We start from the raw sequence: 15,354 nt of genomic DNA, 5'->3' as shown, positions 1-15,354 counted from the left end.
CAATTCCATTTGCCAACTTGGCGCCATCGGGCGCTCCCCGGGGGCCGCGTCGCTCAATTGGAAGGGCGACATCCAGGGCCCGGAGACGGGCCTCCAGGTCCTGCTGCGGCGGTATGCGAGTTCGATGTTGGTGCTCGCCATGCGGGGGGGGCCGGACAGGATCCCGTGCCAGACCAGGCCAGGCCAGGCCCTTGCCCGCCGAGCAGGTCCACCGCGTCGCTGCCGGTGAGCCGACGCCCCCGTTCACGATGACCTGGAGGCAGCGGCTCGGCTCACATGTCCCCGGCCAGCACCGCGTTGAGCGCGGCCTCGGCGGCGTCGAAACACCTGAGGAAGGGGCCCTCGCCGCCGGTCCAGCGGCCGAACGCCTCCTCGGAGACGATTGAGGCCACCCGTGCGGCCAGGTGCGCCTCGGCGGGCGCGACCCCACGCTCTTCGAGGGCCTCTTGCAGCGCGGCGGTGACCGCGGCCGACTTGCTGCGCTCGCGTTCCTTCAGCTCCGCACTGGACTCGATGATCGCTCTGCGCCGCCCGGAATCGGCGACCGTCGCACTGACCTGAGAGCCGACCTCGCGCAGGCCCGACAGCGCCGCCCGCAACGGCCCGCGCTCGGGATCGGCAGCGACGACGGCCTCGGCCACGGCGCGTGGAAGCCGCTCGGAGCCGGCGAAAAGGATCTCCCGCTTGTCCGGAAAGTACCGGTGGAAGGTCCGGCGGGTCAGCCCCGCCCGCTCCGCGATCTGCGTCACCGTCACGGCGTCGTAGCCGTGCTCGCCGAACAGGTCCAGCGCCGCCTGGCGCAGGCGTTCCGGTGCTCCTGGGTCCCAACGTGCCATGCCCGCATCCTACCCACACACATGTCTCACTGTGTCATCACTGCTAGCATGGTGATGACACAGTGAGACATCACCGGAGGCGAATGCGTCATGACACGGAGCGAGATCTGGATTCTGGGGGCCACCGGTCGGGTCGGCCGGGCCGTCGCAGCGCGGATCGTGGCGGCGGGGACCGTTCCCGTGCTGGTCGGTCGCGACGCCGGCCGACTGCGCACAACGGCCGCCGACCTCGGGCTCGACGCCGACACGAAGATCGTCGTCGCGTCGGGGACGGACGCCATGGCGGCCGAGATCACCCGGCAGCGGCCCGCCGCCGTCGTCAACACCATCGGCGACTACGCCGCGAGCGCCGTCCCGCTCGCCCGCGCCTGCATGCCGGGCGGGCATTACCTCGACCAGGCCAACGATCCGACCGCGTTCCACCGCCTGTTCGCCCTGCACGACGAGGCCACCGCCGCGGGCAGCACCCTGGTCACCGGCGCGGGATTCGGCGTCGCCGGAACCGAGGCGATCGTGGCCCGCCTGTGCGAGAACCGCCCTGCACCGAGCCACGTCCGGGTGGATGCCCTCGCCTCGGTCGCCGTCGAGGAAGGGGTGCTCGGCGAGGCCCTGGCCGCCAGCATCGTGGACGGCTTCGCGACGGGAGGCCGCCGCTACGAAGGCGGTCGACCGGTCAAGACCCGCCTCGGCGGGGAGGTCCATCACCTGACCCTGCCCGACGGGGAACGCATGTCATCGGTCGGCGTCCCCTCCGGCGAACTCGTCGCCGCACACCGGGTGAGCGGCGCCCCGTCGGTGTCGGCGACCTCCGGCCTCGTCCCGGCCTCGCGCGCCGTTCGAACGGCCCTTCCGCTGCTGTCGGCCATCCTGCGGGTACCCGCCGTACGGTCCTTCGCGATCGGCCGGATGTCCAGGATCAAGGCCAAGGCCGCACCCCGCCCCCGCCCGCACACGTGGGGCCACGCCGTCATCACCTGGCCCGACGGCACCGTCCGCGAAGGCTGGTTGAAGGCCGGCGACGCAATGGACTTCACCTCCGCTGTGGCCGCACAGACCGCACTCCGGCTCGCAGCGGGAGAGGGGCGGCCCGGCGCACACACCCCGGCCGCAGCACTCGGCCCGGACCTCGCCGTCGCCGCCGGAGCCGACTTCATGGATGCCGCCCGCCCCTAGGTCAGCGCCTCAGCTGGGGTCGACGCCAACTGGGGTGCGCAGCCCAGGCATTCGACCGAAACCGGGGACGCCGCCTCCGCCCACGTCCCCGAAACACACCCAAATCCCCCGCCAGCAAGAGCGGTTGTACATGGCGGCCGGACGGGCCGGGAAGTCCAGGGGGCTGGCCCGCCCCCAACCTCCCCTGAACGCAAGAAAAGGGCCGTTCGTAAACGGCCCTTCACCTGCGACGTTCGATCGTTCGAACTGTCGGGACGACAGGATTTGAACCTGCGACCCCTTGACCCCCAGTCAAGTGCGCTACCAAGCTGCGCCACGTCCCGATGTCCACTGCCTTCGGCCCGGTGTTTTCCGTCCCGTCGGCGGCGACAAGAAGAACAATACCCCAAGCTCAGGGGTGGTTTGAAACCGGATCTGCGGGCTCGCGGGCGGCTGCGCGAGAATCGGGGCATGAGCACTTCGCGCAACGGTGAACGGGACCGTGACCAGGAGGGACGGGCGCGCAATGCCCGGCCCCGTGACGGGCTCGGGCGGCCGCTCCCCTACGGCACGCCCGGTGTCGAGCGGCAGCCGGAAGGGGTCGTACGGACGGCCGCGGAGAGCGTCGCGGAGGCGCAGGCACTGCTGGATGCCGGGCGGCCGTTCCACGCCCACGAGGTGTTCGAGGACGCCTGGAAATCCGGGCCTGAGGGCGAGCGCGGGCTGTGGCGGGCCCTCGCGCAGACCGCCGTGGGGCTCACGCACGCGGCACGTGGGAACGCAACCGGGGGCGCCCGGCTGCTGCGCCGGGGCGCGGAGGGCATCGCGGCGTGGCAGGGCGTTGCCCCGGCCGGGCTGGACACGGCCGCGCTGGTGGACTGGGCGCGTGCGCTGGCCGATGAGGTGGAACGGGCCGCCGAACCCGTGGATGCCGCCTCCGTCGCACCGCGCCTCACCTGACACCGGGCGCCGCGCCGCGCACGCCTCCCTCCGACCCGCGCCGCACACGCCCACTCCGCCCCGAGCCGCGCACGCCCACTCCACCCCAGCGCGTACACCCCTCTCCGACCCCAAACCCGCACGTCACCGGTCCGGCCCCCACCCGCATGCGCCGTCCGGGCCCCGATGTGACCCTGCGAAGGTGACGACCACCGAAGAAGCAGCCCCGCCGCCGGCCGCCGAGACGGCTCCACCGGTCCTCGACAGACGCCGCCGCAATGTCGTCTTCGGGACGATCATGCTCGGCATGCTGCTGGCCGCCCTGGACCAGACGATCGTCGGTACGGCGCTTCCGACGATCGTCTCGGACCTGGGCGGCGCGGCGCACATGTCGTGGGTCGTGACGGCCTATCTGCTCGCGGAGACGGTCGCCACGGTCCTCGTCGGCAAGTTCGGCGACATGTTCGGGCGCAAGATCGTCTTCCAGCTCTCGGCGATCATCTTCATCACCGGCTCGTTCCTGTGCGGACTGTCCACGAACATGTCGCTGCTCATCGCCTGGCGGGCGTTGCAGGGCATCGGCGCCGGCGGTCTGATGGTGACGGCGATGGCGCTCATCGCGGACGTCATCCCGCTGCGCGAACGGGGCAAGTACCAGGGTGCGATCGGCGCCGTGTTCGGTGTCTCGACCGTCATCGGGCCGCTCCTCGGCGGCCTTTTCACCGACCACCTGACGTGGCGCTGGGCGTTCTACGTCAACGTACCGATCGCGATCGTCGTCGTGATCGCGGCGGCCAGGACGATCCCGGTGGTGAAGTCGGCGGCGAGGCCGATCATCGACTATCTGGGCATCGCGCTCGTCGCCGTCGGCGCGAGCGCCCTGATTCTGGGGACCAGTTGGGGCGGCAACGAGTACGCGTGGGGCTCGGGCGTCATCATCGGGCTCTTCGTCGGCGGCCTCGTCGCGCTCGGGCTGTTCTGCTGGGTGGAGACGCGGGCCAAGGAACCGATGCTGCCGATGCATCTGTTCCGGAACCCGGTGTTCACGGTCTGCTCGATCCTCAGCTTCATCGTGGGCTTCGCGATGCTCGGCGCGATGACGTTCCTGCCGACGTATCTGCAGTACGTGGACGGGGACTCGGCCACCATCTCGGGTGTACGCACCTTGCCCATGGTGATCGGTCTGTTGATCGCGTCCATCTTCTCCGGCAACGTGGTCAGCAAGACCGGGCAGTACCGGATCTTCCCGATCGTGGGCGCCCTGGTGATGGCGCTCGGCCTGTATCTGCTGTCCCTGATGGGCAGAACCACGAGCACGTGGCTCGAGTCCCTGTACATGTTCGTCCTGGGTCTCGGCATCGGTCTGTGCATGCAGGTGTTGACGATCGCCGTGCAGAACACGGTCGACTATGCGGAGTTGGGCACCGCGACCTCCGGTGTCACGTTCTTCCGCACGCTGGGCAGCTCGTTCGGCACCGCCGTGTTCGGCACGATCTACGCCAACAGCCTGGAGCCGAACCTGAAGCAGGGCGTTGCGGAGGCCGCGCGGGCCGGCACCGGGATCTCGCCGGAGGCCCTCGCCAAGGCCGCGCAGAGCCCGCAGGGTCTGCACAGCCTGCCGGAGGCGGCGCGCGAGCCCATCGTCAACGGGTACGCGGATTCGCTGCACACGGTGTTCCTGTGCACGGTGCCGGTCGCGGTCATCGGCTTCCTGGTCGCGCTGTTCCTCAAGCAGGTGGAGCTGCGCGACACCGCGCGCGCGGGCTCCGCCGACATGGGTGAGGGCTTCGCGCAGCCGTCGACCGGCGACTCGGCGCATGTCCTGGAGCGGGCCGTGGCGAACCTCGTGAAGGAGACGGACCTCAACACCGCGCGGCACATCCTGGAGAAGTCCGAGACCCGGCTCGACATCGCGGGCGCGTGGGCCGTGATGCAGGTGGACTTCTTCACGCGGATGGTCGGCCACGCGAGCCTCGGCATGATCGCGGCGCGCCGCAGGCTGCCGCCCGAGGTGCTGGTGCCGGTGTTCCAGCGGATGGTCGACGAGGGCTATCTGACGCGTACCGGCGCGTACTTCTCGCACACCGAGGCGGGGCACCGGGAGTCCGAGGTCATCAACAGCGCCTGGGGCAACTGGCTGAGCGCGAAGGTCGAGGCCGACGTCGGCCGCCCCGCGGACGCGGAGCTGCGCGCCGCGGTCGACTCGATCGCGAAGCGGCTGCTGGCCGAGGACATGGCGACCGGTTCGACGAGCAGGTCGGGCTCGGAGCGCACCCTCGTGCCCATGTAGGGAGACGGTGGAGGGGCGGTCCGCCGGCGTCGGTTCAGCAAGAGGGCGTCAGTTCAGCAGGAGTTGGAGGCCGCCCAGGACCGTCGCCGCGATGACGAGTTGCTCGAAGAGTCGCTGGTTGATGCGGTTCACGCACGCCTTGCCGATGACGGCCCCCGGGATGACGAACACGGCGAGCGCGGCGTCCAGGAGCAGCGAGCGGCCGTCGATGAGGCCGAGGCCCACGCTGAACGGCACCTTCGCGGAGTTCACGATGAGGAAGAACCACGCGGAGGTGCCCAGGAAGCCCAGCTTCTTGAAGCCCGCCGACAGCAGGTACATGGACATCACGGGGCCGCCCGCGTTGGCGACCATGGTGGTGAAACCGCCGAGCACCCCGTACGAGCCCGCCTTGACGCGGGCCGCGCGGCTCTGCGTCGACTCGGCCTCGGCGGCGGCCGCCTGTTTGCGGCGCCAGAGCGTCACCCCCGCCATGACGAGCAGGATGACGCCGATCGACATCCGTACGGCCCCGTCCCCCGCGAAGCCGAGGAAGACGGTGCCGAGGACCACGCCCGCGCCGACCGCCGGGAAGAGACGCCACAGGGTGGGCCAGTGGGCGTGCCGCCTGTAGGTGAGCACGGCGAGGATGTCGCCGCAGATCAGGATGGGGAGCAGTACCCCGGTGGAGGCGCGGGCGGGCAGGATCGCGGCGAAGACCGCGAGGCTGACCGTATTGGCGCCGCTGACGGCGGTCTTGGAGAACCCCACCACCATGGCCGCGGCGGCCAGAGCGGAGAACTCCCAGGGGGTGATCCCGAATATGTCGTGCATGGCGAAAACAGATGCTAGACGCAACTACCTGTCGGGCGTCAGGGGCGCCACATGGTGATACGGGTTACGTTTCGTCGAATCCGCAGGCCCGCGGGCGCGACGTCCGGCCTTTGCGGCGGCGTGAACTCGTCCTTGCGCACCGCCCGTTGGAGGACCAGCCTCCCCTCATGGCCCCGCTGGCGGAAGCGCTGCCCGAGTCGACCGTGCACGATCTCATCAACCTGCTGGTCAGACTGGTCGAGACCGCGGGCGCGCTGATCATCTTCATCGGTTCGGTGTGGGCGTTCGCGCGGTTCGTCCGGGCCGGTGTGCGCAGGCACCGCAAGGTGGCGGAGTTCGGCCGGATCAGGCTCGGCATGGGGCGCTTCCTCGTCCTGGGCCTGGAGTTCCAGCTCGCCAGTGACGTGCTGCGCACCGCGGTCGCCCCGAGCTTCACCGAGATCGGCCAGCTCGCGGCCATCGCGACCATCCGGACCGCGCTGAACTACGTCCTCGTACGCGAGATCGCCCAGGAGCGGGCCGAGATCGAGCAGGGCGGCGCGGCGCCCGCGCCCGGCACCGAGGGACGGCCGTCGTGAGCGAGTGGCCGTCGCGGGCGGCCGTGCTGGTCGGCGTGCTCGGCCTCTTCGCCGCGGCGGCGGCCTGGCGCCTGACGCGCACCGTGCGACGGGCGCTGGCCGTGCTGCTCGACTTCCTGACCGCCGCCACCCTGCTGCGCCTTGCGGACCGGCCGTCGTGGGACACCGTCGCCGTGGCCGGGGTGGCGATCGCGCTGCGTACGGTCATCTGACGCCCGGCCGCACGGCGATCCGGTCTTCCCGGGCCTCAGCCCGCGTACGTGTCCCGCAGCTCGCGCTTGAGGACCTTCATGCTCGGGCCGAGCGGCAGCCGGTCGGTGAACTCCACGCGGCGCGGGTACTTGTGCTTGCCGAGGTTCTCCTTGGACCACGCGGTGAGTTCGGCGGCGTCCAGAGCGACGTCCGGCTTGGCGACGACGACGGCGCAGACCTCCTCGCCGTGCACCTCGTCGGGCAGGCCGATGACGGCGACGTGCTCGATGCCGGGATGGCGCATGAGCACTTCCTCGACCTCGCGCGGGTAGACGTTGTAGCCGCCGCGGATGATGACGTCCTTCTTGCGGTCGACGATGCGCAGGTAGCCGTCCTCGTCCTTGGTGCCGAGGTCGCCGGTGCGGAACCAGCCGTCGACGAGGGCCTCGGCGGTCTGTTCGGGACGGCCCAGGTAGCCGGAGAACACGCAGTGGCCGCGGACGACGATCTCGCCGAGTTCGCCGGTGGGGAGGAGTTCGATGCGGTCGTCGAGTTCGGCGCGGGCGACCTCGACGTCGACGCCCCAGATGGAGTGGCCGATGGTGCCCGCCTTGGCGCCGTACCAGGGCTGGTTGACGGCGGCGACGGGCGAGGTCTCGCTCAGCCCGTAGCCCTCGTGGACGGGGGCGCCGAAGAGCTCCTGGAAGCGTTCGAGGACGGCGACGGGCAGCGAGGCGCCGCCGGACACCGCGACGCGCAGGCGCGGCAGTTCGGCCCCCTGCTCGACCGCCTGCGCGGCCGCCGTGAGCAGGTGCACGTACATGGTGGGCACACCCTGGAAGACGGTGACGCGCTCACGGACCATCAGCTCGACGGCCTTGGCGGCGTCGAAGCGCGGCATCAGGACGAGCGTCTTGCCGGCGCGCCAGGTGGCGTGCATGGAGGCGGTCTGGCCGAAGGCGTGGAAGAGCGGAAGGGCGCCGAGGACGATGTCGTTCGGGCTGTGCTCGTTGCAGTCGAAGGCCTCGACGGTCGCGTTCATCACGAGGTTGAGGTGGCTGAGCACGGCGCCCTTGGGGACACCGGTGGTGCCGCTCGTGTAGAAGACTACGGCCGGGTCGTCGGCGTCGCGGGTGGCGTACGTGGCGAGGGGCTCGGCGTCGTGCGTGAGCTTCTCCAGCTCGCTGTCGTCGCCGAGGGCGACGGTGCGGATGCCGACGGCGTCGGCGGCCGCCCGGCCGGTCTCGAGCTGCGCCGGGTGGCACAGCAGGAGCGTCGAGCCGCTGTCCTTGAGGACGTGCTCGACCTCGGGCGCCGACAGGAGCAGATGGACGGGGACGACGGCGGCGCCGGCCGCGATGGCCGCGTAGTAGGCGCGTGGGAACTCGGCGGTGTTGGGCGCCATCAGCGCGATCTTGTCGCCGGGGCGGACGCCGAGGTCGGTGAGGGCGGCGGCCTGCTTGCGGACCTGGAGCCACAGCTCGGCGAAGGTGCTGCGCAGTTCGCCCGCGACGAGGGCCGTCTTGTCGGGGTGCCGGCGGGCGTTGTCGGCGAGGATCGCGGCGAGCGAGAGAGTGGCCATCGGGTAGCGCTCCGTTCCGTACTGACTGCTGGTGCGGCGGTGGACCAGGTCGGGAGGGCGCCACAGCAGTTAATTAGCGACGCTAGTTTTACCCTCCTGGTGGGACTCTACGCCCGCACCCCTACCGGACGGTATGTGCCCTGGGTCACTTCCGGATCTCAGGGCTGGCCCTGATGTCCGCGCCGGTCGGCCCGCCTACTGTGGAGGTCCGGCACCGCTCCGCGGACGACGTACGGGGGAAGTACGGGGGCTACGGGGGTAGCGCGTCGTCCGCCGGAGCGGGTAGCCGGAACCTCTTCCCCACAGGGGTAAGCCCTGCAAGGGCGACCAGGGGCGCGCGGGTTCAGCCGCGCAGGAAACGCAGCACCGCCATCACGCGGCGGTGCTCGGCGGGGTCCGACTCCAGGTTCAGCTTGGCGAAGACGTTGCGGACGTGGGTCTCTACCGTCTTGCCGCCGATGACCAGCTTGTTCGCGATGGCCTCGTTGGAACGCCCCTCGGCCATCAGCGCCAGCACATCACGCTCGCGGCCGGTCAGATCGTCGAGCGGACCCGGCGGGCGCGGCACGTTCATGAGGCGGGAGACCACGCTCGGATCGACGACCGTCTCCCCCGCGGCCACCCGCTTCAGCGCCCCGCACAGCTCCTCCGCGTCGGCGACGCGATCCTTGAGGAGATAGCCGAAGCCCTCGGGCCGCTGGGCGAGCGCGCGCACGCTCGCGGTCGTCTCCACGTACTGGGACAGCAGCAGCACGCCGATGTCGGGGTGCGCCGAGCGCACGGCCGCCGCCGCGACCAGGCCCTCGTCGGTATGGGTTGGCGGCATACGGATGTCGAGCAGCACCGCGTCCGGGGTGTGCTCGGCGACCAGGGCGAGCAGCGGCGCGGTGTCCGCGCACTCGGCGACCACCTCGACGCCCTCGTCGGTCAGCAGCCGTACGATCCCCAGCCGAAGGAGTGCCGAGTCCTCGGCGACGATCACCCGCACGGAAGCTCCGCCCTGATTCTGGTTCCGCCCCCTGCGGGGCTGTCGATGTGCAGTACGCCGTCGACGGCGGCGAGCCGGTCGGCGAGGCCGCGCAGGCCGGTGCCGCGCGCGAGGTCGACGCCGCCGACGCCGTCGTCCACGGTCTCCACCACGAGCCGCCCTTCGTGGTGCCGGGCGGAGACACTGACGGCCCGCGCCCCCGCGTGCTTGGCCGCGTTGGTGAGCGCCTCGCACACGGTGAAGTACGCGGTGGATTCCACGACCGGGTCGTAGCGGCGGGACTCGGCGGCCACGACGACCGGCACGGTGGCCTCCTCGGCCAGTTCGCTCAGCGCGGCGGCGAGTCCCTCGCGGGTGAGGACGGCGGGGTGGATGCCGTGCGCGATGCCGCGCAGTTCGTCGATGGCGTGCCGCACGCTGGCCTCCGCCTCGTCGGCCGCCTCGCGCAGCGTCGCGTCCGGGTGGTCCGCGAGACCCTTCTGGATGCGACGCACGGACATCAGGGCGAAGACGAGGCGGGTCTGCGCGCCGTCGTGCAGATCGCGCTCCAGGCGGCCGCGCTCGGCGTCGGCGGCCTGCACGATGCGGGTGGCGACGTCCTTCGCGCGCGTGCGCAGCCAGACGTTCTCCAGCGCGAGGCGCAGGGCGGCCGCCACGGACTGGAGGAGTTCGGGGTCCTCGTCGAGCGCCGGGTCGTGGTGGAGCAGGGCGAGCGGGCGGCCGTCGGTGGCGGCGACCGGGGTCCTGCCCGGCCCGCCCGTGCCGACCTCGCGGCCCGAGCCGTCGACGTAGCCGCCGCGCCGTTCGTCCCACAGGCCGAGCCGCAGCGTCGGGTCGCCGAGGACGCGCACCAGCGCCTCGCGCAGGCGTGCCGGGTCGGAGTCGGTGCCGATGTCGATGACGAGCCCGCTGACCTCGGCCCGTTGCAGGCGCATGCGCAGCAGCCCGGCGAGGAAGGCGAAGGGGACGGCGACCTGGGCGAGGTCGGACAGCAGGTAGACGGCCTGTTCGGCGAGCGAGCCGACGCCGCCGAACCACGGCACCACGTAGAACAGCATGTCCCACATGAGGAACACCATGGCGACGCCGATGCCGATCCAGGCGGGCAGCAGGGCGCGCCTGCGGGCGGCGGAGGCGTGCCGCCAGCGCAGCACGATCGCGACGGCGGCGATCGCCGAGATCACCCAGCCCGACGCGTGATAGGCGGCGTCGAACGGGCCGAAGAGACCGTCCCATGCGGGCACGTGCAGCAGGTTCGGCCCGCAGTCGCGGCAGTCCAGGTACGTCGCGCCGGTCTGCGTCGCCGGGTCGAACAGGAGCGTGCGCACGAATCCGCCGACGGCGACGAGCCCGTACGTGACCTGCACCAGGCGGCGCGTGAGGACGGTGGTGAGGCGCCCCTCGGGGAACGACAGGACGAGGTGCAGGAGGACCGCCATGTTCAGCGCCTCCCACCAGGCACCGAAGGCGAAGAGCGCGGGCACCGCGGTGCCCTGGAGGTTGCCGAAGAACCAGGTGATGCCTTCGAGCACCATCAGGCGCCCGGTGTGGTTGGCGGGCCTGCGCCGCCAGGCGAGGATGCCGGCGACCGCGTACGCCCAGCCCACGGCGAGGTCCCGCACGAGATCGCCCGCGGACGCGCCGCTGCGCGCGTACGCCCACGCGCCCACCGCGCCCGATACTGCGGCGAGGGCCGCGGCCCCGGTCAGGCGCAGCCGAACCGCCCGCTCACCCTGACTGTCCACGGCCACACGTTAAGGCATCCGGGGGTGGGGCGGGGAAATCGAAGGCGCCCGCCTGAGGGTAACCGCGGGTTACCACCTATCCTGCGCCGCCCACCGCCGCCCTGAGTCACCAATGTGCGGGCGATGGCGGCGCGTTGCTGCATGCCGCATGCCGCCGGACGGCTCCCACGAGTACGCGCCTCCGCGAAGACATCAGGCGTGCACGGCGTCGACAGCGGGCCGGCCCCCGCACCGACTTCCATGTTGCGGTGGTGACTGATGAGCAAGTCAGAGGCTCAATCGCCAGCACTTTCTGTGTTTCGTCGTCCATTGCGTTGCGTTCTTCTCAACACATGGTTAGGGTCCTGTCCCGTGGAATCCAGCAACGAGGCAACCCCTGCCGACACCGCCGCCCGAGTCCGTGAGGTCATCACGGCGGCCGGTGTCAGCCAGCGCGAGTTCGCGCGCCGCATCGTCATGGATCCGTCGAAGCTCTCCCGCTCCCTGAGCGGCACCCGCCGGTTCACGGTGGCCGAGCTGGCGCGGATCGCCGACGAGGGGCGCGTCGACGCGGGCTGGCTGCTCGGCGCGCGGCCCCTGGAGGCCGAGGCCGAGGCGCCGGCACCCGTGGAGGGAGGCCGCCCGCTCCAGATCGTCCAGGAGACGGTCCGCCTGGTCGCCGAGCACGGCTTCCACGCGGTGCGGGTCTCCGACATCGCCCGCGCCTGCGCCACCAGCACCGCCGCGATCCACTACCACTTCCCCGGCCGCGCGGACCTCCTGGAGGCCTCCGTGCGCTGGTGCATGGACGAGGACACCGCACGCCGCGCCGCGCACCTCGCGGAGGCCGACGACGCGGCGGCGGAGCTGCGCCAGCTCATCGAGTTGCAGACGCCGCGCACCGACCAGCAGCGGCGCCAGTGGAAGGTGTGGCTCGACCTGTGGGCCGAGGCGGCGCGCTCCACCACGGTGGGGCGGCTGCACACCGAGTACTACCGGCAGTGGCGGGAGACCGTGGCGGACGTTCTGCGCCGCGGGGTCGACCAGGGCGTGTTCCGGCCGTCCGTCGACCCCGGTGCGGCGGCGTTCGCGCTGACCGCGCTGATCGACGGGCTTGCCACGCAGGTGCTTTCGGTGAGTCGGGAGTCGTTCGGGGCGGCGGCGGATGCGATGCATGCGGCGCTGGTTTCCTACGTCGACAGCGTGATCACGAACCCGTAGCCAACGACTCGGGGCTCTGCCCCGGACCCCGCTGCTCAATCGCCGCAGGGGCTTTATCGGCCCACCCGCTTGAATCACCCACCCGCCTCAATTGCCCAGCCGTTTGAAACACATGGGAGGTCCCCCTATGCCCACCGAGAACGTCATCATCACCGCCGCTCTCACCGGCGCCGGCGACACCGTGCGCCGCAGCCCGCACGTGCCCGTCACTCCGGAGCAGATCGCCAAGAACGCCGTGGAGGCGGCCGACGCGGGTGCCGCCGTCGTGCACATCCACGTCCGCGACCCCGAGACCGGTGACCCCTCGCGCGACACGAAGCTGTACCGCGAGGTCGTCGAGCGGATCAAGGAGACCGGCACCGACGTCGTCATCAACCTGACCGCCGGCATGGGCGGCGACCTGGTGATCGACCCGGACGAGCCGCTCAACCACCTGCCCGGCACCGACCTGGTCAGCGGCCTCGACCGGCTGCCGCACGTCGAGGAGCTGCTGCCCGACATCTGCACGCTCGACTGCGGCTCGCTGAACTTCGGCGACGGCTCGAACCTGTACGTGTCGACGCCCGACATGCTGCGCCAGGGTGCCAAGCGCATCCAGGAGCTGGGGGTGCGGCCCGAGCTGGAGATCTTCGACACCGGCCAGCTGTGGTTCGCCAAGCAGCTCCTCGCCGAGGGCCTGCTCGACGACCCGACCGTGTTCCAGCTGTGCATGGGCATCCCCTGGGGCGCCCCGGCCGACCCGGGCGTGCTCCAGTCGATGGTCAACATGCTGCCGGAGGGCGCCCAGTTCGCCAGCTTCGCGCTCGGCCGCATGCAGATGCCGTGGGTGGCGCAGTCGATCCTGCTCGGCGGGCACGCCCGCGTGGGCCTGGAGGACAACCTCTACCTCGGCAAGGGCAACAAGGCGACCAACGCGCAGCTCGTCGAGCGCGCCGTGACCATCACGGAGTCCCTCGGCTCGCGCGTCGCGACGCCGGACGAGGCCCGCGCGATGCTCGGCCTCAAGCCGCGTTCCTGAACCCCCACGCACGTAACCCCGCTCCCGCTTCACCGGAAGGCAACACCACCCTCATGACCTCCCCCCTCACCGCTCCCGAGGACGTCCGCCGGGTCGCCTGCGTAGGAGCCGGCGTCATCGGCGGCGGCTGGGTCGCCCACTTCCTCGCCCGCGGCTACGACGTGAAGGCCTGGGACCCCGCCCCCGACGCCGAGCAGAAGCTGCGCCGCCTGGTCGACGCCGCCTGGCCCGCCCTCACCGAGATGGGCCTCGCCGACGGCGCCTCGCGCGACCGCCTCACGGTCGCCCCGACGCTCGAAGAGGCCGTCGCCGACGCCGAGTTCGTGCAGGAGAGCGCTCCCGAGGACCTCGACCTCAAGCGCGATCTGCTGGCCCGCCTGGACGCGGCGGCCCCGGAGGGCGTCGTCATCGCCTCGTCGACCTCCGGCTACCCGATGACCGACATGCAGACCACCGCCGCGAACCCGGCGCGCCTGGTCGTCGGCCACCCGTTCAACCCGCCGTACCTCATCCCGCTCGTCGAGGTCGTCGGCGGCGAGAAGACCGACGCCGACGCCAGCGCCTGGGCGTCCCGCTTCTACGAGGTCGCGGGCAAGTCGGTCATCAGCATGGACCGCGAGGTGCCGGGCTTCATCGCCAACCGTCTCCAGGAGGCCCTGTGGCGCGAGGCGCTGCACATGGTCGCCAACGGCGAGGCGACGGTGAAGGAGATCGACGACTCGATCACCGAGGGCCCCGGCCTGCGCTGGGCGTTCATGGGCCCGATGCTGACGTTCGCGCTCGCGGGCGGCGAGGGCGGCATGGCGCACATGCTCGACCACTTCGGCCCGTCCCTGAAGTCGCCGTGGACGCGCCTTGAGGCCCCGGAGCTGGACAAGGAGCTGTACGACTCCGTGGTCGCGGGCTGCGATGTCGCCGCGGACGGCCGTTCCATCGCCGAGCTCGTCGCCGAGCGCGACCAGGGCGTCATCGATGTGCTGCGTGCCACAGGCAGGTTGAACAAGAACGGCAGCGGGAAGGCGGACCCGCGATGAGTACCGCAACCACCGCACTGCCCCTTCTGCACCGCACGGTCCGTCCCGAGTGGATCGACTACAACGGTCACATGAGCGAGGCGTTCTACGTCCTCGCCTTCGGGCACGCCACCGACGCCATGATGATCGAGACGGGCCTGGACTCGACGTACCGGGAGTCCACCCACTGTTCGCTCTACACGGTCGAGTCGCACATCCGCTATCTGCGTGACGTCCCCGAGGGCGCCCATCTCGCCATCCGTACGCGGGTGTTGGGCGCCGCGTCGAAGAAGGCGCGCTTCACGCACGAGATGTTCGTGGTCGACGACGAGGCGGGCGAGCCCGACCAGGACGCTGCCCCGGTGGCGACCACCGAGCTGCTCGCGATCCACGTCGACCAGGAGGCGGGGAAGGCGGTCGAGTTCCCGGCCGCGGTCCGCGACCGCTTCACCGAGCTGACGGAACCCGCCCCGGAGTGGGCGGGCCGGTCGATCGCCGTCGTCTGACGGCGCACGACCGCCTGACGTCGTACGAGGGCCCCGGACCGCGTGTCCGGGGCCCTCGTGGTCTTCGACGTGCCACAGGCCGGAGTCGACCGTGCATACCCACCCCGTATCGGGGCACCCGCCTTGTTGGGCCCCGTCGTGTCTCCCCCGTCGCGACGGGGCTCCCTCATGTCCCGACGGGGGACGGGGCCACCGCCCGGTGAGGCAGCGGCGTCAGCCGAGAAGCTCGGTCGGCGGCCCCTGCGAACTGATCGTGCCGGTCGTCAGGATCTTTTCGGGGTCGAGACCCGGGTCCGCGTCGGTGGCGTTGTCGGCCGCGGCAGGAGCGGTCGAGGACTGCGCGGGGACCGCGTCCGGGCTCGCCAGGCCCAAGCCGCCGTCAGGGACGTCACCGGCCATGGCAGGGGTGGCGAGGGACGCCGCCGAGGCGGCCAGGAACAGAGCGGCGGCGATGCGCTTCGTGGTGTGCATGCCCCGCCCAACGATCACGATTCGGCGAGGG

15 protein-coding genes and 1 tRNA gene are annotated in these 15,354 nt (G+C 71.4%); 9 read left to right on the top strand and 7 right to left on the bottom strand.

From position 1 onward, the window contains the following. Positions 1 to 272: 272 nt before the first annotated feature. Entirely contained in the window at positions 273 to 836 is a 564-nt protein-coding gene (locus tag ACNYS0_RS37820) for a TetR/AcrR family transcriptional regulator (protein ID WP_422480528.1), read from the bottom strand. 90 nt (positions 837 to 926) lie between these two features. Between ACNYS0_RS37820 and ACNYS0_RS37815 the strand changes: the two genes are divergently transcribed. Then, complete coding sequence (locus ACNYS0_RS37815) at positions 927 to 2,009, top strand: saccharopine dehydrogenase NADP-binding domain-containing protein (protein ID WP_422480526.1); 1,083 nt, start codon at positions 927 to 929, stop codon at positions 2,007 to 2,009. Positions 2,010 to 2,258: 249 nt separating this feature from the next. On the opposite strand, the gene ACNYS0_RS37810 is transcribed toward ACNYS0_RS37815, so the two are convergent. Continuing rightward, a tRNA-Pro gene (locus ACNYS0_RS37810) sits at positions 2,259 to 2,332 on the bottom strand. A gap of 127 nt (positions 2,333 to 2,459) precedes the next feature. Between ACNYS0_RS37810 and ACNYS0_RS37805 the strand changes: the two genes are divergently transcribed. Both ACNYS0_RS37805 and ACNYS0_RS37800 read left to right on the top strand, forming a co-directional pair. Beyond that, a complete protein-coding gene (locus tag ACNYS0_RS37805; RefSeq protein ID WP_422480524.1) occupies positions 2,460 to 2,948 on the top strand; it encodes a DUF309 domain-containing protein in 489 nt (162 codons plus the stop codon). Between the two features lie 181 nt (positions 2,949 to 3,129). Then, entirely contained in the window at positions 3,130 to 5,217 is a 2,088-nt protein-coding gene (locus ACNYS0_RS37800; RefSeq protein WP_422480522.1) for an MDR family MFS transporter, read from the top strand. Positions 5,218 to 5,265: 48 nt separating this feature from the next. Here ACNYS0_RS37800 and ACNYS0_RS37795 read toward each other — a convergent pair whose 3' ends face one another. Next, positions 5,266 to 6,030: a sulfite exporter TauE/SafE family protein gene (locus ACNYS0_RS37795; protein WP_422480520.1), complete on the bottom strand. Its 765-nt coding sequence runs from the start codon at positions 6,028 to 6,030 to the stop codon at positions 5,266 to 5,268. Between the two features lie 167 nt (positions 6,031 to 6,197). Between ACNYS0_RS37795 and ACNYS0_RS37790 the strand changes: the two genes are divergently transcribed. Further along, on the top strand, positions 6,198 to 6,608 hold the full coding sequence (locus ACNYS0_RS37790; RefSeq protein WP_422480518.1) for a DUF1622 domain-containing protein: 411 nt from the start codon (positions 6,198 to 6,200) through the stop codon (positions 6,606 to 6,608). After that, positions 6,605 to 6,820 (top strand): hypothetical protein, encoded by a 216-nt coding sequence (locus ACNYS0_RS37785; protein WP_422480516.1) that lies wholly within the window; start codon positions 6,605 to 6,607, stop codon positions 6,818 to 6,820. The genes ACNYS0_RS37790 and ACNYS0_RS37785 overlap by 4 nt, the downstream gene beginning before the upstream one ends. A gap of 35 nt (positions 6,821 to 6,855) precedes the next feature. Here the strand turns inward: ACNYS0_RS37785 and ACNYS0_RS37780 are convergent, their stop codons facing one another. From ACNYS0_RS37780 to ACNYS0_RS37770, 3 genes are all read right to left on the bottom strand, one after another. Continuing rightward, positions 6,856 to 8,382 (bottom strand): long-chain-fatty-acid--CoA ligase, encoded by a 1,527-nt coding sequence (locus tag ACNYS0_RS37780; RefSeq protein ID WP_422480514.1) that lies wholly within the window; start codon positions 8,380 to 8,382, stop codon positions 6,856 to 6,858. 343 nt (positions 8,383 to 8,725) lie between these two features. Further along, a complete protein-coding gene (locus tag ACNYS0_RS37775; protein ID WP_422482879.1) occupies positions 8,726 to 9,364 on the bottom strand; it encodes a LuxR C-terminal-related transcriptional regulator in 639 nt (212 codons plus the stop codon). After that, a complete protein-coding gene (locus tag ACNYS0_RS37770; RefSeq protein ID WP_422480512.1) occupies positions 9,361 to 11,115 on the bottom strand; it encodes a sensor histidine kinase in 1,755 nt (584 codons plus the stop codon). The genes ACNYS0_RS37775 and ACNYS0_RS37770 overlap by 4 nt, the downstream gene beginning before the upstream one ends. Positions 11,116 to 11,466: 351 nt before the next feature. Here ACNYS0_RS37770 and ACNYS0_RS37765 point away from each other — a divergent pair, with 351 nt between their 5' ends. From ACNYS0_RS37765 to ACNYS0_RS37750, 4 genes are all read left to right on the top strand, one after another. Then, on the top strand, positions 11,467 to 12,315 hold the full coding sequence (locus ACNYS0_RS37765; protein WP_422480510.1) for a TetR/AcrR family transcriptional regulator: 849 nt from the start codon (positions 11,467 to 11,469) through the stop codon (positions 12,313 to 12,315). A 127-nt stretch (positions 12,316 to 12,442) separates the two neighbouring features. Next, positions 12,443 to 13,333, top strand: a complete 891-nt coding sequence (locus ACNYS0_RS37760) for a beta-keto acid cleavage family enzyme (RefSeq protein WP_422480508.1) — start codon at positions 12,443 to 12,445, stop codon at positions 13,331 to 13,333. A 53-nt stretch (positions 13,334 to 13,386) separates the two neighbouring features. After that, on the top strand, positions 13,387 to 14,367 hold the full coding sequence (locus ACNYS0_RS37755; RefSeq protein ID WP_422480505.1) for a 3-hydroxyacyl-CoA dehydrogenase NAD-binding domain-containing protein: 981 nt from the start codon (positions 13,387 to 13,389) through the stop codon (positions 14,365 to 14,367). Next, the gene (locus ACNYS0_RS37750) at positions 14,364 to 14,852 is read left to right on the top strand and encodes a thioesterase family protein (RefSeq protein ID WP_422480503.1); all 489 of its coding nucleotides are present in this window, start codon (positions 14,364 to 14,366) and stop codon (positions 14,850 to 14,852) included. The genes ACNYS0_RS37755 and ACNYS0_RS37750 overlap by 4 nt, the downstream gene beginning before the upstream one ends. A 213-nt stretch (positions 14,853 to 15,065) precedes the next feature. On the opposite strand, the gene ACNYS0_RS37745 is transcribed toward ACNYS0_RS37750, so the two are convergent. Further along, positions 15,066 to 15,323 (bottom strand): hypothetical protein, encoded by a 258-nt coding sequence (locus ACNYS0_RS37745; protein WP_422480501.1) that lies wholly within the window; start codon positions 15,321 to 15,323, stop codon positions 15,066 to 15,068. Positions 15,324 to 15,354: the final 31 nt, after the last annotated feature.

The organism is Streptomyces anthophorae (assembly GCF_049310305.1).
In the GTDB taxonomy this organism is placed as follows: domain Bacteria; phylum Actinomycetota; class Actinomycetes; order Streptomycetales; family Streptomycetaceae; genus Streptomyces.
The sequence above is the reverse complement of the archived record's forward strand: the minus strand, read 5'-3'. Positions and strand labels throughout refer to the sequence as shown.

What these genes read in the sequence shown, in the direction of transcription:
- ACNYS0_RS37820 (WP_422480528.1), bottom strand. Translation starts at nt 836, where the DNA reads ATGGCACGTTGGGACCCAGGAGCACCGGAACGCCTGCGCCAGGCGGCG.
- ACNYS0_RS37815 (WP_422480526.1), top strand. Translation starts at nt 927, where the DNA reads ATGACACGGAGCGAGATCTGGATTCTGGGGGCCACCGGTCGGGTCGGC.
- ACNYS0_RS37805 (WP_422480524.1), top strand. Translation starts at nt 2,460, where the DNA reads ATGAGCACTTCGCGCAACGGTGAACGGGACCGTGACCAGGAGGGACGG.
- ACNYS0_RS37795 (WP_422480520.1), bottom strand. Translation starts at nt 6,030, where the DNA reads ATGCACGACATATTCGGGATCACCCCCTGGGAGTTCTCCGCTCTGGCC.
- ACNYS0_RS37790 (WP_422480518.1), top strand. Translation starts at nt 6,198, where the DNA reads ATGGCCCCGCTGGCGGAAGCGCTGCCCGAGTCGACCGTGCACGATCTC.
- ACNYS0_RS37780 (WP_422480514.1), bottom strand. Translation starts at nt 8,382, where the DNA reads ATGGCCACTCTCTCGCTCGCCGCGATCCTCGCCGACAACGCCCGCCGG.
- ACNYS0_RS37760 (WP_422480508.1), top strand. Translation starts at nt 12,443, where the DNA reads ATGCCCACCGAGAACGTCATCATCACCGCCGCTCTCACCGGCGCCGGC.
- ACNYS0_RS37755 (WP_422480505.1), top strand. Translation starts at nt 13,387, where the DNA reads ATGACCTCCCCCCTCACCGCTCCCGAGGACGTCCGCCGGGTCGCCTGC.
- ACNYS0_RS37750 (WP_422480503.1), top strand. Translation starts at nt 14,364, where the DNA reads ATGAGTACCGCAACCACCGCACTGCCCCTTCTGCACCGCACGGTCCGT.
- ACNYS0_RS37745 (WP_422480501.1), bottom strand. Translation starts at nt 15,323, where the DNA reads ATGCACACCACGAAGCGCATCGCCGCCGCTCTGTTCCTGGCCGCCTCG.